Source organism: Burkholderia sp. WTPI3 (assembly GCF_021483755.1).
Lineage (GTDB): Bacteria > Pseudomonadota > Gammaproteobacteria > Burkholderiales > Burkholderiaceae > Burkholderia.
In genome coordinates this window covers 43,805-68,116 of the sequence record NZ_JAGIXF010000005.1, presented here as the reverse complement: position 1 = coordinate 68,116, position 24,312 = coordinate 43,805, and the positions used below count along the sequence as shown (strand labels likewise).

Here is a 24,312-nt window from a genome sequence, read left to right as displayed (position 1 = left end):
GGCAGACGATCATCGGAACGTGCGGCTGGCATTGGCCGCATTTATCGATCACCTGTTGACGAGCTGATTTTACCGGCTCGCATGCCAATGGCTGAGCGCCCGATATTGCCTGAAAGGAGATTGTCATGGAAGCCGGGAAAGTCGTCGCTGCCCACCACATGCCGTGAAACAAGGGCAAGCTCACCGGGCAGAAGCGGCCGTTAAAGCTCCGGGAAATCTGGGCGATCCGGACAAGACTGCAGATGACGCCGAACGTCCGCGAACTCGCGATGTTCAATCTCGCGATGGATAGCAAGCTGCGGGCGTGCGACCTTACGCGGTTGCAGGTCGAGGATATCTGTCACGGAAGCCATGTGGCGTCCTGAGCGACAGTCATGCAGCGGAAAACCCAGCGCCCGGTGTAATTAGAGATCACGGAACAAACCCGTGAGAGCCTCGAAGCCTGGATCGAAGCGCGGGGACTGAAGGCGGCGGATTTTCTGTTCCCGAGCCGGATTCATACGTCGACGATGCCCTCGAGATGGTGGAGCAGACCGAGGTTTGACGGCACGGCGGCCGGCGAGCGGTCGCTTGCCGGCCATGAGGGGCGTTCGTCGATACGTCGCAAACGGCGTTTGAATGACCGCTATAAACTACATTACGGCCCGTGCGCAGCCATTGAGCGTCGGCGTGCCGCTTCGCTGCTGGATCGACGGACGTCACTTGATTGCGGTGTTGGTCACCCCCCAAACGGCTGAAACCCGCGACCGCCTCCGAAGCGTCGTTATGCTTGGCGTCGCGATATGCTTGGGGGCTCGGCACATGTCGCGCCCGACGCAGACAGCGCACACCTCGACTGTCGCGGACTATGCCTCACAATGACAATCGCTGTTGAACCGCCCGCTGACGCCGTAGAAGCACTGCCGACCACCGACCGCGCGGCAGGACTTGCGTTGGCCGAGGCGCAACGTCGCCTGCAATCATTCGGCGTCAATGCTGTCGAAGAGATTCGCACGCCGCGATGGCGCCAGCTTCTCGGCAAGCTCTGGGGGCCTGTGCCCTGGATGCTCGAAGCGGTGATCGTGCTACAGGTGATGCTTCATCGTGTCCAGGAGGCGCTGGTCATCCTGTTTCTGCTCGCTTTCAACGGCCTTGTCGCCTTCATGCAGGAGCGTCGCGCGCAGGACGCGCTGACTTTGCTGCGACGGCAATTGCAGGTCAACGCGCGCGTGCTGCGCGACTCGCATTGGAGCCGTCTTTCCGCGGCGCAACTGGTTCCCGGAGATGTGGTGCACGTGCGAGCGGGCGACATCGTCCCGGCTGATCTGGTTTTGTTCGATGGAGCCGTGACGCTGGATCAGTCGGCGCTGACCGGCGAGTCTCTCGCCGTCGATGCGGGTCCTGGACAGTCCGCGTACACCGGGTCGATCGTGCATCAGGGCGAAGCCAGCGGCGAAGTGATTGCCACCGGCTCGCGAACTTACTTCGGCCGGACTGCGGAGCTCGTGCGCACATCCAGCGCGCCCGGCCATATGCAGCGCACGATTTTCTCGATCGTCAAGCGCCTCGTCGCATTCGACCTCGTGCTCGTGGTACTGGTCATCCTTTACGCCGCGACGCATGGTCTGCCGTTGGGCGATACCGTGGTGTTCGCGTTGTTGCTGCTCGTCGCGTCGGTTCCGGTCGCCTTACCGGCGACCTACACTCTGGCCACGGCGATCGCGAGCACACGCCTTTCAAAACAGGGGGTTCTCGTTACAAGGCTGCCTGCGGTAGAGGAAGCTGCGGCAATGGACACACTTCTGTCCGACAAGACCGGTACATTGACGCAGAACACGCTGTCTGTCGCCGGGGTCAAGGCATTGGCGGATGTCGACGAGGGCACCGTCCTGCGCGCTGCAGCGATGGCCTGCGACGATGCATCGCAAGACTCGCTCGACCTTGCGATCCTTTCTGCTTATCGCAGAAACGCGCAGGCCGCGCTTCTCCCCGCGCGCGCGAATTTTCTGCCCTTCGATCCGACAACACGATTCAGCGAAGGTATCTATGTCGTCGATGGACAAGAGTGGCATGCCCTGAAAGGCGCGACCAGCGCAGTATTCGAACATTGCGGTGCCGACGCGGCGCAGCGTCAGGCCGCGCAAGACACGGGAAGGGAGTTGGCCGCTGGAGGCGCGCGCGTGATCGCGGTTGCCGCGGGTCCGGTGGGCGCGATCCGACCTCTCGGCCTGGTCGGTCTCTCCGATCCGCCTCGGGACGACGCTGCCGAACTCATCGTAAAACTCGGCCAGCTTGGCGTGAGAGTCTGCATGGCCACCGGAGACGCGCTGGAGACAGCGCGGGCAATCGGACAAAGACTTGGGTTGGGCACACGTATCTGCGTTCCGCGCGAAGACGACCTGCAACAACCAGAAAAATGCGACATCTTCGCTCGCGTGCTGCCCGAAGAGAAGCACGCCATCGTCAGCGCTCTGCAGCGGGCCGGACACGTGACGGGGATGACGGGCGACGGCGTCAATGATGCGCCCGCGCTGCGACAGGCGGAACTCGGGATCGCCGTAGCCAGTGCTACCGATGTGGCCAAGGCCGCAGCGGGCGTTGTCCTGACCGATCCAGGCCTGAGCGGTGTCCTGACTGTGGTCGGTACGGGGCGAGAAGTGCACCGGCGCATGCTCACGTATATTCTCAACAAAATTGTCAAGACACTTGAGATTGTCGTTTTTCTTACACTCGGTCTCTGGCTCACGAAAGGTTTTGTGATCTCACCGCGGCTGATCGTGCTGCTGCTGTTCGCTAACGACTTCGTTACGATGAGCATCGCAGCCGACCGCGTTCGACCGGCGGTCCAGCCGCAACAATGGCGAGTCGGGCAGCTTGTCGGCGCCGCGGCCGTGCTCGCAGCAGTTTCGCTTGCGTTCACGCTTTCGCTGTATGGCGGGGCACGCACACTGCTTGGGCTGAGTGCCGAACAGATGCAGACGATGGTGTTCCTGCTGCTGGTATTCACCACGCAGGCCAATATCTACGTACTCCGCAACGACGGGCGAATGTGGGCGTTCGCCCCGGGGATTCTCATGGCGTGGGCCAGCGCCATCGACGTCGTCCTGGTGAGTTTGATGGCCGTGACTGGAACGTTGATGGCAGCTGTCCCGCTGACGCTCGTCGGAGCCCTGATCTGCGCCGTCGCCCTGTTCGCTATTCTTCTCGACCGAATCAAGAGTGTCGTGTTTCGGCGCTTCATGCTCAGCGGCGCGTAAATGGCGCTCGCACGTCATAGACATGGCGCCGACGCACGTCGCCGGGCTCTCGACTCAAAGACTCGATGATCGTTGTCACCAAATGACCGGTAAAAGTGTACGAAATCTCGCGCGTGCCGCGAATCGGTCCGGCACCGCCACCGGCGGGGCATTCCATGTTCATGATTTCCCGAACGAATCGGATCGGACTCGTTACCCGATGACCCTTGCCGGTGTCGACGCCTCCGCCAGCTGAAACAGACAATCCCCGCGCCGCACCTGCGCGGGCACGCGTTTGCACACCACTTCGCCGTCGCCCTTGAAGCGATGCAGCACCGGTTCACGCAGCGGCGTATCGGGGAAGTGCACCCACGCAGCCGGCTGCCCGGCCTTCACCTGGTCGCCGAGTTCGACGAGCGGTTCATACAGCCCGCGTTCGTACGCATAGACGAAGTGACGATCGCCGTCGACGCGCAGGAAGCGCGTGACGGTCGGCGGCGCGTCGGGCACGAGCGCGCCGTGCAGCAGGCCGATATAACCGAGGTAGTGCAGCAGCCCGTGGCGGCCGAGCCGGATCAGCGACGGGTCGGCCATGCCTGCGCCGCCCAGTTCGGTCACGATCGAGATCGCGCCTTGCCGACGCGCAGCCGACGCCGAATGCACCGGATTCGGCGCATGCAGCAGCGCATTCGGCAGCCCGAAGGCGCCGAGCAGCCCGTTGAGCTTCGCTGCCTCGTCGTCATCGAGCGGATCGATCGCGAGCATGTTGCCGCCCTGGTACAGCAGCGAGCTGCCGCCGGAATGCAGGTCGACCAGATACTGCGCGCGCGACAGCAGCGCATGCTCGATGTAGTGCGCGATCATCTGCGTCGGCGTGCCGGTCGGGTCGCCGGGGAAGCTGCGGTTCAGGTTGCCCTCGTCGAGCGGCGACACACGCAGGCCCGCGTCGGCCGCGGGGAAGTTGGCCATCGGCAGCAGGATCAGTTGCCCGCTGACCATCTCCGGGTCGATCTCGCGCATCAGCTGCGACACGATGATCTGGCCTTCGTATTCGTCGCCGTGATTGCCGGCCATCACGAGCGCGACGGGGCCATCGCCGTTGCGGATCGATGCGATCGGAATCGGCAGCCAGCCGTAGGCGGAGCGATGCACGGAGTGCGGCAGCCGCAGGTAGCCCGCATGCTTGCCCTGGGCATCGAGGTCGATTTCGCAGTGGATGGGATTTCGGAGGGAGGAGGAAGCGGTCATGGCGGCGGCGTTCGAAGAACGTAATCCACCATCTTATCGGGAAAAGACCGCCGCGCGGCGCTTGGCGCGCACTGGATGCCGGCCGGCCCGCGTATGAACGCGCGGCGTGCTGCACGGGCGCTCACGTGCGATGTTGCAACGCTGAGATGCCTGCCGGCGCGTGCTGCAGCCGGGGCGCGCCCCGGTTCGCGTCAGTCCGTTGCCGGCGCGGGTCCGACGCATGTCACCGCTTCAGCGGCCCGACGTTTCAGCTTCGAGACGGCCTTCCTCCCACAGCACCCAGAAACGGCTGCCGCCGCGATATGGATTCGCGCGACGTGCCGCGTAATCGGCGATGCCCTGACGGAACGCACCGTATAGCGTCAGCGGCGGGTTGTCGACGCATGCGGCTTCGCGAACGGTCTCGCGGGCGGCGGCCGGGCGGCGCGAGGAAACGAGCCGGCGGATCAACGATGCGCCGTCGATCACTTCCTGTCGATCGATGCGCTCGGTGCGGCTGAGGACTTCGACGGTATTCATGTGCGGGCTCCCTGACATCCTGTTTCAAGGACAAGGAGCAATAAAAGTGCCAGTCATGAAATATCGTCCGCCGCGTCGATCGTGCCGGCTTCTGCGGCGAACGTGATGCGCGGCGCGCGACGATGTTACGGAACACGTCACGTGACACGGACTGCCGCGGCGAAACATGTGCGCACACGGGTCAAGCCGCGCATGGCGCAAAGCGTTTCGGAATTGAATTGAGGAAAGTGCCGGCGATGCGGCGGCGCGGACGAACGCGCTCAGTTCGCAGCGGCGGGCGCGACGCGCCGGCTGCCGGCCGAATAGAACCGGTAGATTCCCTTGCCGGCGGACTTCGCGTCGTACAGCGCACTGTCGGCTTGCCGGATCAGTTCGTCGGGGGATTCGTGCCCGTCGTCGAGTGCGATGCCGATGCTGATCCCGAGGCTCACCGTCTCGCCGACCGACAGCGCATACGGCGCCGAGATCTGCCGGATGATCCGCGCGGCGAGCAGCGAACACGCGTATGTCGTCGTATCGCCGAGCGCGACGATGAATTCGTCACCGCCGACGCGCGCCGCGATGTCGCCCGGCGGCAACGTCTTGCCGAGCCGCTCGGCGACCTGCGTGAGCACGTCGTCGCCGGCGTGGTGGCCGAAGCGGTCGTTGATCGCCTTGAAGCCGTCGAGGTCGAGATACATGACGGCGAGCGCCGGGCCCGGCACGCGTGGCCGATGCGCGAGCATCCGTTTGAGTTCGGTGTGCAGCTCGTGGCGGTTCGGCAGCCCCGTCAGCGCATCGTGCCGCGCGAGATGCCGGATGTGCTGCTCGGTTTCGCGGCGCGTGGTGACGTCCTCGACGATGATCACCGCGTTTCCGTCGGGCACGCGATGGCGCGTCAGTTCGAGCTGGCGGCCGTCGGCCAGCGCGATGTCGAACGGCGCGGGTTCGTCGCGCTCCAGCCAGACCGCGCACTGCGCGGCGAGGCCGGCATCGCGCGGATCGGTCACTGCGTTCGTGCCGAGCGCCGCGACGACGTCGGGCAGCGGCATGTCGAGCATGATCTCGCGCGGCGAGCCGAACAGCTGCGCGGTGCGCCGGTTGGCGACGATCACGCGGCGCTCGCCGTCGATCATGCACAGGCCGTGCGGCATATAGGTGAGCGCGGCGTCGAAGCGGGCGACGAGCTCGGCGTTGCGCTGACGTGCCGCGATCAGCGCAACGAGCACGCGGTAATGGCGCTGGACGACCGTACGCATTGCCGCGAGATAGATCACCAGCGGCGGCAGCAACAGCCACGCGCCGGGCCGCGTGACCTGCAGCGCACCGATGCCGAGCGGCACCACGCCGAGCGTCACCTGCGTCATCGCGAGCCGCGGCAGTGCCGAATTGCGCGACGCGATTCCGCCGAACACGCCGCCGGCGACCATCACCGACAGCGTGCCAAGCTCGACGTCGGACGCCTCTATGCACCCCATCACGCCGAGACCGAGCACGAAGCATGCGGCGAGCGACACGGGCGCATAGCGCCGCGCCCAGTACTCGGCGCGATCGTCGCCGGCGTCGCGGCGCACCGCGTACGCGCGTGCGATCGCGAGCCGCGCGGCGAGCAGGCCGACGTCGACGACGAGCCACACGAGACACCAGAGTTGATGCAGACGGATCAGTGCGATGGCCGCGACGAATGCGCTCGCGAGGCCGGACAGCGCCATCGGTCGAACGTCTTCGAACAGCGTGACTAGCATCGACGGGCGCAGCGCGGCCGTCACGCGGTGGTTGCCGCAGGGAGGAGTGGCGAGAACGGAGTTCAGGATGCGTGCCCTGACTGCCATAGCTTTTTGACCTCGACACGACGTCGATTCATGGCCGGCGGCCCCGCACTGTACGTGGCGGGATGGCCGGCGCCCCGGATGCGCACGACATTATCATGAAACATGGGTTGCGCGGAGGGGCCGCGCGTGCCTGCACAAGCCTGGGCGAGTAGTCGTAAACCACGCCCGCGGGAGGCTTGCGCATTCGCCGGCGCGGGGGCAGGATCGTTGCCAACGGGACGATATCGGGTAGCCGGCCGCAGACCGACTTGTCCGTGCGTCGCGCGTGAGCGCCGATGGTCCGCGACGACCCGCCGCGATCGGGGCGCCCCGTCCGGCACGACGCAATCGCACACGAATTTCGCTCCGCGACCGGATGCCGGAGCCCTGTCCGAATCCCGTTATAAGAAATTCAATAAGTATTTCATGTGAGAAATACTATAGGCGATATATCTAAAACAATGCCAGAATGCGCGCCGCTCCGAACGTCGCGACACCCGATCGCCGTCCGAGCCGCATCAGGAGGTTCCCCCAATGAAAAACCACGGCCTGTCACGGCGGGGTTTTCTGAAAGCCAGCGTGCTGGCGGGCGTCGCGGTCTACGTCGCGCCCATCGGCAGCCGCGCATTCGCGGCGCTCTTCGAAGAAAAACTCCTCACCCCCGTCAAATGGGATAGCGTCACCGGCGTCCCTCAATTCCGCATCGACGGCATCGCGAAGGTTACGGGCTCGAAAGTGTTCGCCCGCGACGTGCGCGCCGCCGACATGCCGCACTGGCCGCAGCAGCAGTCGCATGCGCTGATCCTGCGCGTCACGCAGGCGGACCGCACGTACGAAGGCTTCGACCTGTCGCTGCTCGGCGACGAGCTCAAGCCGGACCGCGTGGTCACGGCCGACGATCTCGCGCGCGACGGCGTCGCGTTCCCGACGTTCTACGGCGACGACATGCTGTTGCCCGCCGGCAAGACGCCTGCGTATCTCGGCCATGCGGTCGCGATCCTCATCTACCACGACTTCGCGCGCTTCCGTTTCGCGAAGAACGCGCTCAAGTTCCGCGACGACGTGATCCGCTACGGCGCGGTTACGGGCCCGCTCGAGCGCGACCCGTGGGGCACCTTCCGCTACGCGCGGGTCGGCGGCAAGACGGCCTATGACGACGACGTCTATTCGAGCCTGAAGGACGCGCCGATCTTCCCGAGCATGATGCGCAAGCATCTGCCGGTCTGGCCGGACGGCAAGGAGCACGGCAAGCTCGACGAGCAGGGAATGTTCCTCGCCGGGCAGATCGCCGCCGAACTCGATCATCCGTCGCCCGACTGGCTCGTGTTCGACCGCGAGTACAACACGCAGTCGGTCGATACGGCCGCGCTCGAACCCGACAACGCGAACTGCTGGTACGACGCCGCGACGCAGTCGATGCACCTCGTCGTGCCGACCCAGTCGCCGCTCGAAGTGGCGGAGAACGCGGCCGCGATGGTCGCGAAATGCCGCTTCCCCGTGAAGAAGCTGTTCGTGCATCCGTGCTACACGGTCGGCTACGGCTCGAAGGATCACTGCAACGTGCCGTTCTACGGCCTCGTCTGCGCGCTATACGCGGACGGCCGCCCGGTGCGTTTCGCGAACGACCGCTACGAGCAGTTCCAGACGTCGCTGAAGCGTCACGCGTTCAAGATGCATTACCGGATCGCGGTCGATCGCAACACGGGCCTGCTGCAGTCGTTCAAGGGCGACTTCGAGGCGAACGGCGGCGGCCGGAGCAATTTCTCGCCGTCGGTGGCGATGGTAGGCGCGACGGCTGCGCAATCGATCTACTACTTCCCGAAGAGCGACCTCGCATCGGTCGCGATCGCGTCGCGCGCGATCGACGCCGGCTCGGCACGCGGCTACGGCACGCTGCAGAGCATGGCGGCGACCGAAATGGCGGTCGACGAAATCGCCGCGCAACTGAACCTCGACCCGATCGATTTCCGGCTGCGCAACGCGCTGCGCTCGGGGATGAAGAACACCCAGGGGGCGATTCCCGCCGGCGCGCTGCGCGTCGCGGAAGTGCTGGAGCGCGCGAAGCAGCATCCGTTGTGGACGCACCGAGTCGAGCGCAAGACCGAGTTCGAGGCATCGAACCCCGGCAAGCGCTACGGCGTCGGTTTCGCGTGCGTGCAGAAGGACTTCGGCACGGGTGCGGAAGCGTCGTTCGCGAAGGTCGAATTCGACGAGAACGGCAAGGTGTCGTTGCATCACACGGCCGCCGAAATCGGCACCGGGATGTCGACGTCGCAGGCCGTCGCGGTCGCGAAATGGCTCGGCCGCCCTGCGACGGAAGTGCGCGTCGCCGTGACCGAGTGGCCGGACCTGCCGGTCGAGACGAGCGGCGATCCGTACCTGATGTCGCAGGCCGACCAGGATCGCCTGAGCGCGAATCCGCGCTGGTCGCCGGGCTATGCGTCGCCGTCGAGCGCGACGAACTCCGCGTACTACTTCACGCACAGCACGCGCGAAGCCGCGCGCGCCGTGTTCCGCTACGGGCTGTGGCCGGCTGCGATGTCGATCTGGACGCGCGGCCTCGGCGGCGGCCAGGCGGCGCCGTACACGATCCGCTTCGAGGACGCGCGCTGGGTCGACGGCAAGCTGACCGCCGACGGCCTGGAGCCGCTGACGTTCGAGCAGCTCGCGAAGCAGGCGCATGCGCTCGGCCTGCCGACGGGCGCCGTCGTGCACGTATTCAACCGCTGGCAGTGGACCGACGCCGAGTTCGAAGTGGGCGGCGCGGTCGATCGTCTGCCGATCGACGCGCTGTCGCTGCGCGTCGGCGCGCCGAAGACGGGCGACGACGGCCCGATTCCGGGCACCGCCGCGCCGGCCGGCGCGACCGCGATGCACGGCACGCTCGCGCCTACCGCGAACGGCTACCGCGTGCTGGACCGCAAGCGCGTGTTCATTCCGCCGACGAGCCGCAACAACGCGGCCGTCACGTACTACACGGCGGTCGGCACGCTCGTCGAGCTGGCCGTGCACGAATCGACCGGCAAGGTCGAACTGCTCACGCATCACTCGATCATGGAGTGCGGCAACCAGATCTCGCCGCAACTCGTGTCGGGCCAGTTGCAGGGCGGCCTCGCGATGGGCATCGGCCATGCGCTGCACGAGTACCTGCCGCTTTACGAAGACGGCCCCGGCAACGGCACGTGGAACTTCAACCGTTACCAGCTGCCGCGCGCGACCGACGTCGCAGTGTGGTCGCAGACGGGCGACATCCTGCCGCCGCTGTCCGAGACCGATCCGCCGAAGGGCGTCGCCGAAGTGGTGATGATTCCCGTCGTCGGCGCGATCGTGAACGGCATCGCGCACGCGATCGGCCATCGTTTCACCGATTTGCCGGTGACCCCGCAAAAGATCCAGGAGGTGCTCGCATGACGACCGCCCAAACCGTCGCGTCGGCCGCGAGCGCCAGCGCGGCTGCGACCGGCGCTTCCGCGCCGAACGCGGCTTCGGCCGCCCCGGCATCCGCACCCGCTGCCGCGCCGGCACCTGTCGAGCGCCCGCTCGTCCGGTTCCAGCAGAAGCCGCTGTCGGTGAACATCAACGGCAAGTCCGTCGGACCGATGCAGGTGCCCGAGGGGCTGATGATGATCGAGTTCCTGCACGAATACGCAGGCCTCACCGGTTCGCGGCTCGGCTGCGGGCAGGGCATCTGTCACGCGTGCGTCGTGATCGTCGACAAGCCGGACGGCACCAGCGAGGAAATGCGCACCTGCATCACCGGCGCGCACTTCTTCCACGGCCGCTCGATCCGCACGATCGAAGGCCACGCGAAGCGCAACGACGCCGGTGAAGTGGTCGAGCTGTCGCCGATCCAGCAGAAGTTCCTCGAGCATTTCAGCTTCCAGTGCGGCTACTGCACGCCGGGCTTCGTCAACGCGGCGACCGTGCTGATCGAGCGTCTGAAGCGCGAGCCGATCGCGAAGGCCGATGTCGAGTACACGATTACCGATGCGCTGAACGCGCACATCTGCCGCTGCACGGGTTACGTCCGCTATTACGAAGCCGTGAAGGACGTGATTTTGACGACGCCGGGACTCGTGAAGGACGCCGCATGAAACGCACATTCGCCCATCGTGTCGCACGGGCCGCGGGCTTGCCCGCGATCGCGGCCGCCTGCGCGCTGCTGCTCGCCGCCTGCGGCGGCCATGACGCGCCGGTATCGAGCGCGGCGTCCGGCGCGCCGGGCGCCGACCAGGTCGCGCGAGGCCGCTATCTCGTGAAAGCCGCCGACTGCGCGGCGTGCCACACCGCCAGGGACGGCGCGCCGTTCGCCGGCGGCGCACCGCTCGAATCGCCGTTCGGCACGTTCTACGGCTCGAACATCACGCCTGACAAGGATCATGGAATCGGCAACTGGAGCGCGGACGAGTTCTACGCCGCGCTGCACGACGGCAAGGCGCCGGGCAAGCGGCTGTATCCGTCGATGCCGTACACGTCGTACCGGCAGCTCACGCGCGCCGATACCGACGCGATGTACGCGTACCTGCAGACGGTGAAGCCGGTTGCGCAGGAAAACCGCAAGCACGATCTGAAGTTCCCGTACAACCTGCGCTTCGGCATGGTGTTCTGGGACATGGTGTTCCTGAAAGACAGCCTGCCCGACGCGTCGAGCGGGCAATCCGCCGACTGGCAGCGCGGCCGCTATCTCGCGGGTGCGCTCGGCCACTGCGCGGAATGCCACACGCCGCGCGCGTTCACCGGCCAGCTCGACGGCGCGAAACCGTTCGCGGGCGCCGCGCTCGGCCGCGTGGCCGCGCCCGACATCACGCCGGCCGGCCTCGCCGCGCGCGGCTGGACGGGCACCGACCTGCAGACGTTCTTCGGCGTCGGCATCGCGCCGCAAGGCTCGGCGTTCGGCGAAATGTATCCGGTCGTGCACCTGAGCACGCAATACATGACGCAGGGCGACTTGCGTGCGCTGTCCGTGTACCTGCTCGGCGATACGCCACCGGCGCCGCAGCCGGTGAAGCCGGTGTCGGCCGACGCGCAGCAGCTCGCGGCCGGCCGCTCGGTGTATCTCGCGGTGTGCGCGGGCTGCCACGGCTTCAACGGCGAAGGCAAGCCGCACGTCGCGGTGCCGATGAACGGCAATTCGACGCTGCGTCAGGCCGACTCGCGCAACCTGCTGGTCGCGATGCTCGACGGCATCGACGAGCAGAAGTTCGCCGGTCTTGAAAACCTGCAGCCGATGCCGGGTTTCGCGCACACGCTAAGCGACGACGAACTCGCGCAGCTCGCGAATTACCTGCGCGCGACGTGGGGCGGCCAGCCCGCCAGCGTCACGCCGGCGGACGTGAAGGCCATGCGTTAAGCCGTCACGAAGGGCGGGGCGTCGCGCGCGATGCGGCCGGTTTCCGGCCGTGCCTGCGCGGGGCGCTCCGTCTGCGATTGTCCGGTGGCGTTTCGGTAGCCGCCGCCTCCGCCGCTCGAACTGCCGCCGCCGTACCGGCTCATGCCGGACCCCGCGAAGTGCCGCAGTCCGGCGATGTACATCCCGCCGACCGCAGCAGCGTCAGCGCCGCAATCGCCACCGCGGCCAATCTCGCCGATTTCATTTCAATCTCCGTGCAGTGCACGCGCCGCATGGCGAGCGGATTCGCTCGAGCCGTGCGACCGCGCGATGACGATCCGGGCGGGCGGTTTATTCCATGCTTTTTGCCTATCGTCGCGCGGGGCCGGATCGGATGCGTGCTGCGCCGGCTTGGTACACTCCGGCACGCCGCCATTCCGATTCCGACGACAGAAACCATGAGTGCCACGCTCGAGCGCCCGCCGCGCAAATCGTCACGTCTATCCGCGCCTGTCGTGTTCGGCTGCGTGTCGTTCGCCGTCGGTGCTCCGCTGGTGGCCGCGCTCGTATGGCCGCTCGTGATGCTGGTTGCGTGGTCCGTGATCAACGGCCCGCAATGGGACACGCTGAAGCTTTGCGCAGGCATGGTGCCGCTGATCTTCGTCGCGTCGTTCCTGTTCGGCTATGTCCTGCCGGCGATCGTTGCGGGCGGCATCATGGGGGCGATCGGCACGCGCATCCGGCGACGCGGGTTCTTGCTGCTCGGGGTGATCGTCGGCGCGAGCGCGATGACCGGCTATGCGCTGCTGAAGGCCTTCCTGCTGGGCATGGACGAGATCGGCGGCATCGACGGCGTCGCCATACTCGATTCGTTCGTCACGTCGGCGGTAATGTCGCACTGGCTGCATCGGCGGCTCGAACGCGCGAAGCGGGCGGATAACGGCGAGCCGGCGCGCGACGGCCCCGCATAGCGATCCGCATCGTTTGCAGTCGGCGCGGCGCGGGTCGATAGTCCTGTCACGAGATGACCCGTCTCCAGCGGATCGCAGCCCGTCCTACCCGACTTGCGGCGACCGACGCCCCGCAATGCACAAGCCCGCGCGACACCTCCGTTCTGGATCTATCGTCGCATCTCGCCGCCGGCCGCGGCACTTCCCGCCGTGTTCCGCACCGATCCCGCAGGCATCCGGATCGCGCAGCGGCAGACGGCCGGGGCGGGCGGTTCGCCCCGGCGATGTCGCTGCACTGCGGGTAATGCGTGAAGACGATGCCGCCGTTGCGGCGGCATCCGATCAACGATAGACGAGATCGGCGCGGCGGTTCTGCGCCCACGATGCTTCGTCGTGACCGAGCGCGACCGGCTTTTCCTTGCCGAGGCTGACGGCCTCCAGCTGCGAGCCCGGCACGCCCAGCGTTTCGAGCGCGCTCATCACGGCTTGCGAACGGCGTTCGCCAAGCGCGAGGTTGTATTCGGACGTACCGCGTTCGTCGGTGTTGCCCTGGATCAGCACATGGCGCGCCGGATGACTGCGCAGGTAGTTCGCGTGTGCCTGCAGCAGCGATTCGTATTCCGGCTTCACCGAGTAGCTGTCGAAATCGAAATAGACGCTGCGCTTCGCGAGCGGGCTGTTCGGATTGTCGAGATCGTCGGCCGTGACCGTGGCCACTGCCTGGCTCGAGGGCGGCGGCGTCATTCCCGCGTTCTCGGGCGTTTTCGCCGCATGGTGGCAACCCGCCAGCAGCGCGAAGGTTGCCACGACCGCAAATCGGTTCATTTTGCTCATTGTGTGTCTCCTGCGGTTGACTGCGTGGAAAGCGTCGTGCGTGCAAACGGCCACGTCACGTATCCGGTCGCGACTGGCGCGAAAGTGCCGGCTTTCCGTCAGCGATGCGAGTGTTTTCGTAAGCCGGCGATGCGCCATATGAAAGATTGTCGTGGCCGGAACACCGGAATATGGCGCCGCTGCAATTAGCTTAGGAAAAATGTCACAGCGTGACTAGTTTCTCCGTTTATTCGGGGCAGGGAAGCGCAGGACGCGTTCTTGCTCGCGCGAGCGGCACGGAATGCGCGCTCGGGCTCGTGACGGGTTACGCGTCGCCGTGTTCGTCCCGGCCGATCACGAGTCCGGTGTGCGACGTGAACAGATAACGCGGTACGTCGAGGTTCTGCGGTGCGGGCTTGTCGCGGAACACGCGTCCCGCGAGATCGTAGGTCGAACCGTGACACGGGCACAGGAACCCGCCGGGCCAGTCGTCGGGCAGGTTCGGCTGCGCGCCCGGCTGGAAGCGCGGAATCGGCGTGCAGCCCAGATGCGTGCAGACGCCGACGACCACCAGCAGATTGCGGCGGTCGGCCCGCGCGCGGAACGGGTTGCGGCAGTAGTCGGGCAACGGCATCGAGAACGGATGCAGCGAGTCCGGATCCGCGACCATCGGCGTGGCTTTCGTAACGGCGTCGAGCATCGCCGCCGTCCGGTTGACGATGAAGACCGGTTTGCCGCGCCAGCCGACCGTCATCATCGCGCCTTCGGCGAGCCCGCCGATATCGACGGTGACCGGCGCGCCGGCCGCCAGTGCGCTTGCCGGCGGCGACAGCGAATCGACGAACGGAATCGCGGTCGCGATGCAGCCGATACCGCCGGTGACGGTCGTCGCGATGAGCAACGTGCGCCGGTGCGTGTCGATGGGTTCAAGCGGCAGGGAAGGCGTGTTCATGACAGGCTCCGCCATCGTCGAAAGGCGCCGCGCACGGGGTGCGCGCGGCGCGCGGCAAGCATGCGCCGCCGCGCCCGCATCGCGGGCGTGTCACGCCGGCTTGCCGGTTTCGCGCGGGGGGCGAACGCGCATCGCAGCGAAACGGCCGCGCCTGCGCGCGGCTCTTTCAGCGTAGGCAGCGACGATTAAGCGAGGCTTAAAACGCGGGCCCGCGCGCGAAGCGACGCAGCCTTCAGAACTTGTGGCGCAACCCCAGCGCGACGACGAGCTGGTTGCTGTTGGCGGAAGGCGTCATCGTCCAGACGGTCGCGTTGAACGCCGGATTGCCGTTGCCGCCGCTCACGCTTTGATAGACGCCTTCCAGATACGCATCCGTGCGTTTCGAGAATGCGTAGTCGGCCTGCGCGACGACATGGTTCCATTTCGGACGCGTCTGGCCCGTGCGGCTGTCGAAACGCCCCATCGTGTACGTGTACGCGGCGGCCAGGCTGAACGCCGGCGTGACGACGAAGCGGCCGTCGACCGTGAAGTTGTCGAAGACGAGCGATTCGCCCTTCAGCGGTGTGATGCCGGCGCCCTGCAGCACGCCGGTCACGCCGTCGGTCGTCGAGCGCGACCAGGCGGCGCCAACCGAGTGCAGGCCGAACACGTAGCGTCCGGCAACCGACCAGATCTGCTGGTTGCCGCCCGTGATCGTCGCCGACCCGTCGACCGTGCTGAGCGCGCCGTCCGGGTTCGGCGCGTTGCGATCGCGGCTGATCTTCAGGTAGCCGGCGCCGAACTTCACCGGCCCGTTGGCATAGCCGAGCCCGGCACTCCAGACGGCGTTGTTCGAAAACTCGCCGGCCTTGTTCGAGAACCCGAACATCGCGCCGAACGTCAGCCCGCGATAGGTCGGACTCGTGTACTTCACCGCGTTGTTAATGCGCAGGTTGCGGTTCGAGTCGTCATTGTCGTACGGGTGCACCGCGAGATTGCCGCCCCAGCCGGGTCCCGCCGCGCCGAGCGGCGTCACGAACTCGAGGATCTCGTCGTACTGGCGGCCGAACGTCAGCGTGCCGGCCGTGCGCGAGCTGACGCCGATCCACGCCTGACGACCGAACAGGTCGACGCCTTTCTGCGACAGCTTGCCGGTCGTCCCCGAGAAACCGCTTTCGAGCGCGAAGACCGCGGCCGTGCCGCCACCGAGATCCTCGCGGCCGCGCACACCCCAGCGCGATGCGTTCAATGCGCCGCTCGTCATCGCGACGCTGCCGCTGCCGGGCGAACCGGCGCCTTGCGTGCGCTGGTTGGTCGCATAGGTGATCGACGTGTCGAGCAGGCCGTACAGCGTGACGCTGCTTTGTGCCTGTGCGATGCCGGGCATGAACGGGGCGATGCAGGCGGCAATGACCGTCCCCGCGGTCTTGCCCGATGCGAGCCGGCCGCGGCGGGCGGAGTGCGTCGCGGCGGTGTTGGCGGGTCGGTTAGTTTTGTAGGAATGCATAGGATTTTTTATCGTTGGTCTGGCGTCGATCGCCGATGGGGCGCGTCGGCGCGCTCGGCCGGCGGATCGAGCAGCCATTATTGGAGATCGTGCGACGGGCGATTAAGGCGCCGCACAGGAAAGGTCCTGTGCAAAATCGCGCGGAATCGGCGCGCGTCGCAGCGGCGCAGGCACGGCGTGCGCTTTCGTGCCGGGGGATTGCGCTCAGCGATCCGCGTCGGCTGCGCGACGGGCGATCTCGATCGCCATGTCGACATTCCCGCTGCGATACGCGACACGCACGGCCGCCGCCCGGGCGAAGAGGACGTCCGCCGAAGGTTGCAGTCGCAACCGTACGCCGACGCGCGGCATCGACGCGAGCTGCTCGCGAAGTTCGACGATCAAGCGGCAGCAGTGGCATGTCGACGCTCGCGCGTCGGGGCTCACGGCCGCTTCCGCGAGCTCGGCGGTCCAGGCGACGCCGCGATCGGATCGAACGGCGTCGAGATGCGGCAGATAGCGCGCGTCGCCGGACAGCGCGATCAACAGCGCGGCCCATTGCGCACCGGGCCATCCATGCTGCAGGTCGTGCGTCAGGTCGATCAGCAGCGCGTCGCTCAGCGCGGACAGGCTTTGCCGGCAAACGTAGTGAAAGTCGAGCGGCTGGTAGCGGACCTGCGGATAGTCGCGCAACACGTGAGCGAGTTCGGCGCCCGTGTCGACGACGCCGCGCAGGAACGATTCCGCCGGGCCCGGGCGATTCAGGCTGAGCGCCGGTACGTTCAGGAGCAGGCGGCGGATATCGTCGGGGCGGTGGTGCATCGGGAAGGGCGTGTGTTGCCGGTGGACGCAGTATGGATTCGTGACGTGCGTTGTGGCAACCGGCACGGTTTTCCGTCCGGCGCGGCGGGAATGCGGCCTGCGTGCCACGCTGTTGTTGCGACCGCGGATTCCATCGTTTCAGCCGGACAGGGTGCGCTCCGTTTCAACGGATGACGCGCGCACGGTTTGTCCGTCCGGCTGCGATTACCCGCAAATTGTCCGCAATCGCGCCGGTCGCCTTGAGTTTCATCGTCCACCGCGATACATTGCCGCTCGCAGAATTCCGCGCGGGCTGCCGCGCATCCTGTAATGAATACGTAAGGAACCCCGATGGGGCAACAGGCGCACGGCAACGACGACATTCCCGACAGCCGGGCCGGCCGCGATGCACTCGCACCGGTTGCAGGGGCCGCCGCATTGCTGGGCGCTGCGCTCGCGACGCTGAGCGTCGTCGATCTGCTGCCGGTCGACCTGCGCTGGTGCGCACCGCTTGCGAGCGCATGGTGCAACGTGCTCGTCGTCGCGCTTGGCGTGCTACTCGCCGAGCGCGCGCGTCGCCACCCGCCGCAGGGGCTGGCCGCCGGCCTGCTCGCCGACTGGCTTCGCAGCGCGTTCCGCCGCAAGCAGGAGCCCGAGCAATACGACAACCCGTGGCCGGCGATCGCCGCGGCGATCGACTGGCGGCCGGTGGCTGTCACCGCGGGCGCCGTGCTGTCCGCCGCGATTGCCGCGCTCGCGTGGCTGCCGCCGGCGCCGGTCGTGCTGGTCCGCGCGATGGCCGCGCCCGAACCCACGGTCGCGGCTGGTGCCGCATGCATTGTCCTTGCCTTTCTCACGCTCGTCGCCGAACGCCATCATGCGGCGACAGCCGGCACATCCACGGTTTCCGCGTCGCTCACCCCGATGCTGCGCATGGCGCTTGTCACTGCGCTCGCGGGCGCGCTGGCCGCCGCATGGTTCGTGTTCCTGCACCGCGCGGCGGACGGCCTCGTCCATGCCGTCGCGCTGCTCAACGCGCTCGTCGGGGCAGAACTGGCCGTGCGCGGCGTGCTGTCCTGGTTCGACGTGCCGCGCGGCGCCGCCGTCCCGACCAGCGCGATCGCGGGCCTGCTGAGCCGTCGCCCGTCGCCGCTGGCGTCGCTCGACGCCGAATTGCGCGACCGCTACGGCATCGACCTGCGGCAAAGCTGGGGCTGGCGCAGCTTCGTGAGGCTGCTGCCCGGCGCGCTCGGCGCGACCGTGGCGTGCGCGTGGCTGCTCACCGCGGTCGTCGTGCTGAACCCGGAGCAGCGCGCGGTATATGAACGGTTCGGCGCGCCGGTCGCGGTCTGGCAGCCCGGCCTGCACGTCGGCTTGCCCTGGCCGTTCGGGCGCGCGCGCATTGTCGACAATGGCGCCGTGCATCAGGTCGCGATCGCCGGCAGTGCGAGCGACGATACGGCCGACACGCGTGCCGCGCCCGCCGACGGCCCGACTCCCGAGCGGCTCGACCGCCTCTGGGACGTGGCGCACCCATGGGAAACCACCCAGGTGATCGCCGGCGCGAACGGCGACCGGCAGAATTTCCAGATCGTCAACGCCGACGTGCGGGTCGACTACCGTCTCGGCCCGACCGATGCCGATGCCCGTGCGGCGCTCTACCGGACGAGCGACCCGGAAAGCACGGTGCGCGTGAGCGCCAATCGCGAGCTGGTTCATTACCTCGCTTCGCATACGCTCGAATCGCTGCTCGAAACGAATCAGGCCGCCATGGCCGAACAATTGAAGTGGGCGATCCAGCAGCAGCTCGACCGGCTGCAAAGCGGCGTCGACGTGGTCGCGGTCGTGATCGAAAGCGTGCATCCGCCGACCGGTGCGGCCGCCGCGTTCCACGACGTCCAGGCCGCGCAGATCCGCGCGCAGGGCAGCGTCGCTCAGGCACGCGGCTTCGCGGCCGGCCTGCTCGGCAACGCGCAGCAGCAGGCGCTCGTGCGGATCGCGCAAGCCGAAGCGCAGGCGGGCGACACGCTGTCGTCGGCGCGCGTGCAGCGGATCGATTTCGATGCCGACCTGGTGGCGTACCGGCTCGGCGGTCCCGCGTTTCCGTTCGAGTATTACCTGAACAAACTGCAGCACGGCCTGCGCAATGCGCGCATGACGATCATCGACGACCGGCTGGCCGACGGCACGCGGGCCACCGTCGACCTGCGCAACACTCCCGCCGGCGATCTGGCCGGCATCCATTGACATGTCGCGGCAAGGTCCGCGCGGGCGGCGCAACACGGCGGCAGCACATGCCGCCGCACCGCACGCGGACGACGCCGCACCCGGGACGACATCGTGAGTCTGTTTCATTCGCACGCGCATGATCATGCGCACCACGGCCATGGCCACGACCACCACGCGCATCACGGCGCACCGCAGCCGCCCGGCGCATTCCGGCTGCGCGTCGCCGTCGCGGTGCTGTGCGTGCTCGTCGCGCTCGCGGTCGCGAGCTTCGTGCAGGTGCGTGCCGGCGAGGCATCGGTCGTCACGCGTTTCGGGCGTCCCGTGCGCGTGCTGCTCGAACCGGGGCTGGCGTGGCGCCTGCCTGCGCCGATCGACGCGGTGACGCCCGTCGACCTGCGGCTGCACACGACGTCGAGCGGCCTGCAGGACGTCGGCACCCGTGATGGACTGCGCATCATCGTCGAGGCCTACGTCGCATGGCGCGTGCCGGCCGATTCACGCGACATCGGGCGCTTCATGCGCGCGGTCGGCAACGAGCCCGATGAAGCAGCCCGGCAGATTCGCTCGCTCGTCGGGTCCGCATTGCAGACGACGTCCGCCGGGTACGACCTCGCATCGCTCGTGAATACCGATCCGGCGCAGGTGAAGATCGGCGAATTCGAGGACACGCTGCGCCGGCAAATCGACGCGCAGCTCTATGCGACCTATGGCGTGCGCGTCGCGCAGGTCGGGCTCGAACGGCTCACGCTGCCGGCGGTCACGCTCGCCGCGACCGTCGACCGGATGAGCGCGGAGCGCGAGACCGTGGCGGCGCAGCGCACCGCGGACGGCAATCGCGAAGCTGCGCAGATCCGCTCGGACGCCGAGCGCGACGCTCGCATCGCGATCGCCGACGCGAACGTCAAGGCGGCCGACATCGAGGCGCAATCACGCAAGGATGCGGCCGACATCTACGGCAAGAGCTATGCGGGCAATCCGCATCTGTACACGATGCTGCGTTCGCTAGACACGCTGAACGCGGTGGTCGGCACCAATACCAACCTGATCCTGCGCACCGATGCCGCGCCGTTCCGCGTGCTCGTGCAAGGGCCGACCGACGCGGGCGGGCAAAACACGCCCGAGCCGAAGCCGCACAAGGCCGCACGATGAGCGCGCAGCCTGCACCGCCGCTCGGGCCCGGCGCCCAGGCCGTGCGCCTGTCGTTCTGGTTCATTGCCGCACTCGCGGTGCTGGCCGCGTGCGCGTGGGCCAGTTCGAACATCCGGCGGATTCCGGCCGACAGCCGCGCGGTCGTGATGCGCTTTGGCGCGCTCGTGCGCACCCAGGACGCCGGGCTCGTGATCGCATGGCCGCGGCCGTTCGAGTCGGTGCGGCTCGTGCCGGGCGCCGCGCGCGTGCTCGAACAGAAGATCCGTTCGCTCGACCGCGATCCGCGGGCGCTCGCCTCGTCCGCGGCGGGTGTCGCGCGGCTGCCCGACGCGCTCGCCGGCTCCGGCTATGTGCTGACGGGCGACGGCGGCGCCGTCGCGTTGAGCGCGGTTCTCTATTACCGGGTCAGCGATCCGTACGCGTATGTATTGCAGCAGGACCGCCTCGACGCGGCCCTCGAGCGGATCGTGTCCGCGTCGGCCGTCGAGGTCGCGGCGGCCCGCGATCTCGATGCGATCCTGGTCGCACGGCCCGAGCAGATCGCCGAGCGGACCATCGCCGAAGCACGCACCGCCGCCGAGCAGCGGCGGCAGGACGCGCAGCAGGATGCCGATCGGATCGTCCAGGAAGCGCAGGCGCGCGCCACCGAGCGCGTCGCGACCGCACAGACCGACACGCTGGAAATCCGGCAACTCGACGCAACGCTGCGCGAGAACGGCGATCCGGGGCTGCTGGCACGGCTCTATCGCGATCGCGTGCAGCGCGTGCTGGCAAAGGCAGGGCGCGTGACGACGATCGATCCGCGCGACACCTCTAACCTGATCCTGCCCGGGAATGCCCGATGAAGATGCTCGCCGAACCGGCCGGGAAGCCGGACGCCCCGACGGTATACGCGCTGTCCACCGACGAACGCCGCACGATCACGCGACAGATCGCGCTGGCGCTGCTCGCGGGCGGGCTGCTCGTGCTGTCGTTCGCGTGGCGCACGCTGGCATCCGGCGACGACACCCTCGCGCAGATGCTGGCCGCGCTCGCATCGCTGATCGTCGCGGGGCCCGTCTTTGCGAGCGCGTGGCACAGCCTGCGTGCGCCGAGCCTGCACGGCGTGACCGACCGGCTGATCGCGCTCGCGATGCTGGCCGCGTGGGCGATCGGCGATATGACCACGGCCGCGCTGCTGCCGATCGTGATGACGTTCGGGCATGCGCTCGAAGAGCGCAGCGTGCTGGGCTCGCAGGAAGCCATCCGCGCGCTCGGCCAACTGACGGCCGGTCGCGTACGCCGCATCGGAACGGACGGCAGCGTCACCGAAGTCGCGTATGACGCGCTTCATGCCGGCGACCGGATCGAAGTGGTGGCGGGCGCGCGCATTCCGGTCGACGGCATCGTGGTAGCGGGCGCATCGAGCGTCGACAATGCCCCGATCACCGGCGAATCCGTGCCGCACGACGTCGACGAAGGCAGCGCCGTGTATGGCGGTGCGCTGAATCTGAACGGCGTGCTGCGCATCGAGGTCACGCACACCGGCAAGGATTCGGCGCTCGGCAAGATCATCGCACTGATGCAGCAGGCGGAACGGGCGAAACCGCCCGTCACGCAGGTGCTCGAGCGGCACATGGGCGCCTATCTCGCGCTCGTGCTGCTGATCGCCGCGATCGTCTGGTTCACGTCCGCGAATGCGTCGGCGATGCTCGCGGTCATCGTGGCCGCGTGTCCGTGCGCGCTGGTGCTCGCCGCGCCGTCCACGGCCATCGCCGGGATTGCGGTGGGCGCGCGGCACGGCATCCTGTTTCGCAATGCGGCGTTCCTCGACAAGATCGCCGAGGTCGACTCGCTCGTGATCGACAAAACCGGCACGCTCACGCGCGGAGAATTGCAGGTCCGGCAGGTGTGGCTGCAACCCGGCATCGACGGAGCGCATGCCCGCGCGCTGGCCGCCCGGCTCGGCGAAGGCAGCGCGCACCCGGCCAGCCGCGCGCTGGTGCGCGATGCCGTCGCGTCCGGCCTTGCCAGTGCCGCCGTTGCGCCGTTCGAACGCACGCGGGAATTGCGCGGACTCGGTGTCGTCGCCGAGACACCCGACGGCACCGCAGTACTCGGCCGGCCCGCGCTGCTCGCGGACCATGCCGGCGCGTTGCCGCCACCTCCCGACGGCTTCGACGGGCCGCTTGTCGGCCTCATGCTCGACGGACGGCTGCTCGCGTGGTTCGGGTTCTCCGACACGCTGCGGCCCGACGCGCACGAGGCGCTTGCCGAGCTGCGGACGCTGGGCCTCGCGCGGCAGACGTTGCTCACCGGCGACCGCGAGCCGGTGGCGCGCAAGGTCGCGGCCGAGACCGGCATCGAGACCGTGGTCGCGCAGGCGCTGCCGCACGACAAGCTCGATTACGTGATGCACCAGATTGGCGCCGGCCGGCATCCGCTCGTCGTCGGCGACGGGCTGAACGACGTGCTGGCGATCAAGGCAGGCTCGACCAGCATCGCGATGGGCGAGCGCGGCGTCGACATCGCGATCGCGTCGGCCGACGTCGTGCTGCTCGGCGACGATCTGAAGCGGATTGCGACCTGCATCCGCCTCGGCCGGCACTGCCGGCACACGGCGACGACCAATGCGGCGATCGGGCTCGCATGGACGCTCGCGGTGATCGCGCTGGCCGCGACCGGCGTGCTCGGTGCGGTCTGGGCCGCGATCCTGCACAACATTGGCACGTTCATCGTGATTGCCAACGCGGGCCGGTTGCTGCGGATCGACGAGGCCGACGGCACGGTGACGGGGGCGGGCAGGGCCGTTGGCGGTGATGGCGACGGCGTCGAAAAACCCGCCTGAGGCCGTCTCCGCAGGTATCGCCGAACGAGTGGCGATCGGAGCCAGGGCGGGGAATCTGGGCGCGGCAGCGCCTTACGCGCGTTGAATCGCCGTATCAGCGTGCGTTTCCGTACTGCGCAAACAACCAGTCGCGCATGGCCTCGAGCGCTTCCGAATGTGCGTTCGCTTGCGGAAAGACAACGTGGAACCCGAGCGTCATCGGGAAGGAAAAGTCGAAGGCGCGCCGTAGCCGGCCATCCGCGATATCGCGCTCGACCAGCGGCTCGCTGGTCAGCGCGATGCCTTGCCCCGCGGCTGCGGCGTCGATGGCGAGCAGGGTCTGACTGAACCGCGGCCCTTTGGTCGGATCGGCCCGAACTTTTCCGTCGAGCTTGTGGATGAATTCGGGCCACAGATCGTGAGCGTCGTGCAGCAGCACGTGTTTCGACAGGTCGGCGGGCTTCCGGATCGGCGGGTTGCCATCGAGCAATTTCGGGCTGCCGACGGCGAAGATATCGAGCGGAAACAGCAACTCGCCGGTCAAACCGGGCGGGAACGGCGGCTTGCACAGTCGAATCGCGATGTCGACGCCATCGGCCTTGAACGTCGCGAGCCGTTCGTCGGCGATGACGCGAACCTCGATGTCGGGATGCAGTCTGCTGAAGTCCGACAATCGGGGAATCAGCCACTTCGACGCGAACGACGGCGTCGTGCTGACGGTGAGAATCGTCGCGCGCTGGCCCAGCGCTTCCGTTGCGTCGGCGATGATCTGCAGCGCGCGCTGAACCGACGAGAAATACTCGAGCCCGTCGCGTGTCAGCGCGAGCCCTCGCGGCAAGCGCCGAAAGAGCTGAACGTCCACAGCGTTTTCAAGATGCCTGACCTGCTGCGCGACAGCACCCTGGGTCACGCCGAGTTCATCGGCGGCCAGCCGGAAATTGAGGTGGCGCGCCGACGCTTCGAACGCGCGAAGCGCATTGAGCGGAGGAAACCGGCGGGTACGCAAAAGAGCCTTCATGCAGTAGAAATTCTACAGGGTGACTGAA

Annotated in this window: 17 protein-coding genes and 1 pseudogene; 10 read left to right on the top strand and 8 right to left on the bottom strand. The window is 67.5% G+C overall.

Annotation, left to right across the window (positions count from 1 at the left end; all coding sequences use genetic code 11):
* Positions 1 to 215 precede the first annotated feature (215 nt).
* Positions 216 to 503 (top strand): annotated as a pseudogene (locus J7024_RS04480) (tyrosine-type recombinase/integrase); the annotation flags it as partial.
* Between the two features lie 354 nt (positions 504 to 857).
* Positions 858 to 3,236, top strand: coding sequence for a plasma-membrane proton-efflux P-type ATPase (locus J7024_RS04475; protein ID WP_124829789.1), 2,379 nt, complete (start codon positions 858 to 860; stop codon positions 3,234 to 3,236).
* Between the two features lie 192 nt (positions 3,237 to 3,428).
* Here the strand turns inward: J7024_RS04475 and J7024_RS04470 are convergent, their stop codons facing one another.
* The 3 genes from J7024_RS04470 to J7024_RS04460 form a co-directional block, all read right to left on the bottom strand.
* Positions 3,429 to 4,463 (bottom strand): succinylglutamate desuccinylase/aspartoacylase family protein, encoded by a 1,035-nt coding sequence (locus J7024_RS04470; protein ID WP_124829788.1) that lies wholly within the window; start codon positions 4,461 to 4,463, stop codon positions 3,429 to 3,431.
* 231 nt (positions 4,464 to 4,694) lie between these two features.
* Positions 4,695 to 4,982, bottom strand: a complete 288-nt coding sequence (locus tag J7024_RS04465; protein WP_124829787.1) for a hypothetical protein — start codon at positions 4,980 to 4,982, stop codon at positions 4,695 to 4,697.
* 260 nt (positions 4,983 to 5,242) lie between these two features.
* Positions 5,243 to 6,793 (bottom strand): sensor domain-containing diguanylate cyclase, encoded by a 1,551-nt coding sequence (locus J7024_RS04460; RefSeq protein WP_124829786.1) that lies wholly within the window; start codon positions 6,791 to 6,793, stop codon positions 5,243 to 5,245.
* A 513-nt stretch (positions 6,794 to 7,306) separates the two neighbouring features.
* On the opposite strand from J7024_RS04460, the gene J7024_RS04455 reads away from it, so the two are divergent.
* The 4 genes from J7024_RS04455 to J7024_RS04440 all read left to right on the top strand — a co-directional run bounded on the left by J7024_RS04455 (position 7,307) and on the right by J7024_RS04440 (position 13,072).
* Positions 7,307 to 10,183, top strand: a complete 2,877-nt coding sequence (locus J7024_RS04455; protein WP_234744819.1) for a xanthine dehydrogenase family protein molybdopterin-binding subunit — start codon at positions 7,307 to 7,309, stop codon at positions 10,181 to 10,183.
* Complete coding sequence (locus J7024_RS04450) at positions 10,180 to 10,866, top strand: (2Fe-2S)-binding protein (protein WP_175750500.1); 687 nt, start codon at positions 10,180 to 10,182, stop codon at positions 10,864 to 10,866. The genes J7024_RS04455 and J7024_RS04450 overlap by 4 nt, the downstream gene beginning before the upstream one ends.
* Entirely contained in the window at positions 10,863 to 12,122 is a 1,260-nt protein-coding gene (locus J7024_RS04445; protein WP_124829783.1) for a cytochrome c, read from the top strand. The genes J7024_RS04450 and J7024_RS04445 overlap by 4 nt, the downstream gene beginning before the upstream one ends.
* Before the next feature lie 437 nt (positions 12,123 to 12,559).
* Positions 12,560 to 13,072 carry a hypothetical protein gene (locus J7024_RS04440; protein WP_124829782.1) on the top strand — a complete coding sequence of 171 codons (513 nt, stop codon included), beginning with the start codon at positions 12,560 to 12,562 and terminating at the stop codon, positions 13,070 to 13,072.
* A 321-nt stretch (positions 13,073 to 13,393) separates the two neighbouring features.
* Here the strand turns inward: J7024_RS04440 and pal are convergent, their stop codons facing one another.
* From pal to J7024_RS04420, 4 genes are all read right to left on the bottom strand, one after another.
* Positions 13,394 to 13,885, bottom strand: coding sequence for a peptidoglycan-associated lipoprotein Pal (gene pal / locus J7024_RS04435; RefSeq protein WP_124829781.1), 492 nt, complete (start codon positions 13,883 to 13,885; stop codon positions 13,394 to 13,396).
* 304 nt (positions 13,886 to 14,189) lie between these two features.
* Positions 14,190 to 14,816 (bottom strand): ubiquinol-cytochrome c reductase iron-sulfur subunit, encoded by a 627-nt coding sequence (petA, locus tag J7024_RS04430; RefSeq protein WP_124829780.1) that lies wholly within the window; start codon positions 14,814 to 14,816, stop codon positions 14,190 to 14,192.
* Positions 14,817 to 15,048: 232 nt separating this feature from the next.
* Positions 15,049 to 16,302 carry a porin gene (locus J7024_RS04425; protein ID WP_199568785.1) on the bottom strand — a complete coding sequence of 418 codons (1,254 nt, stop codon included), beginning with the start codon at positions 16,300 to 16,302 and terminating at the stop codon, positions 15,049 to 15,051.
* 204 nt (positions 16,303 to 16,506) lie between these two features.
* Entirely contained in the window at positions 16,507 to 17,103 is a 597-nt protein-coding gene (locus J7024_RS04420) for a hypothetical protein (protein ID WP_175750502.1), read from the bottom strand.
* A gap of 330 nt (positions 17,104 to 17,433) precedes the next feature.
* Here J7024_RS04420 and hflK point away from each other — a divergent pair, with 330 nt between their 5' ends.
* The 4 genes from hflK (at position 17,434) to J7024_RS04400 (ending at position 23,287) form a co-directional block, all read left to right on the top strand.
* On the top strand, positions 17,434 to 19,329 hold the full coding sequence (hflK, locus tag J7024_RS04415; RefSeq protein ID WP_175760035.1) for a protease modulator HflK: 1,896 nt from the start codon (positions 17,434 to 17,436) through the stop codon (positions 19,327 to 19,329).
* Positions 19,330 to 19,422: 93 nt separating this feature from the next.
* Entirely contained in the window at positions 19,423 to 20,460 is a 1,038-nt protein-coding gene (hflC, locus tag J7024_RS04410) for a protease modulator HflC (protein WP_234744818.1), read from the top strand.
* A complete protein-coding gene (locus tag J7024_RS04405; protein WP_234744817.1) occupies positions 20,457 to 21,305 on the top strand; it encodes an SPFH domain-containing protein in 849 nt (282 codons plus the stop codon). The genes hflC and J7024_RS04405 overlap by 4 nt, the downstream gene beginning before the upstream one ends.
* Entirely contained in the window at positions 21,302 to 23,287 is a 1,986-nt protein-coding gene (locus J7024_RS04400; RefSeq protein ID WP_175786629.1) for a heavy metal translocating P-type ATPase, read from the top strand. Before J7024_RS04405 ends, J7024_RS04400 begins: the two co-directional genes overlap by 4 nt.
* A 94-nt stretch (positions 23,288 to 23,381) precedes the next feature.
* On the opposite strand, the gene gcvA is transcribed toward J7024_RS04400, so the two are convergent.
* Positions 23,382 to 24,284: a transcriptional regulator GcvA gene (gene gcvA, locus J7024_RS04395; RefSeq protein ID WP_124829773.1), complete on the bottom strand. Its 903-nt coding sequence runs from the start codon at positions 24,282 to 24,284 to the stop codon at positions 23,382 to 23,384.
* Positions 24,285 to 24,312 lie beyond the last annotated feature (28 nt).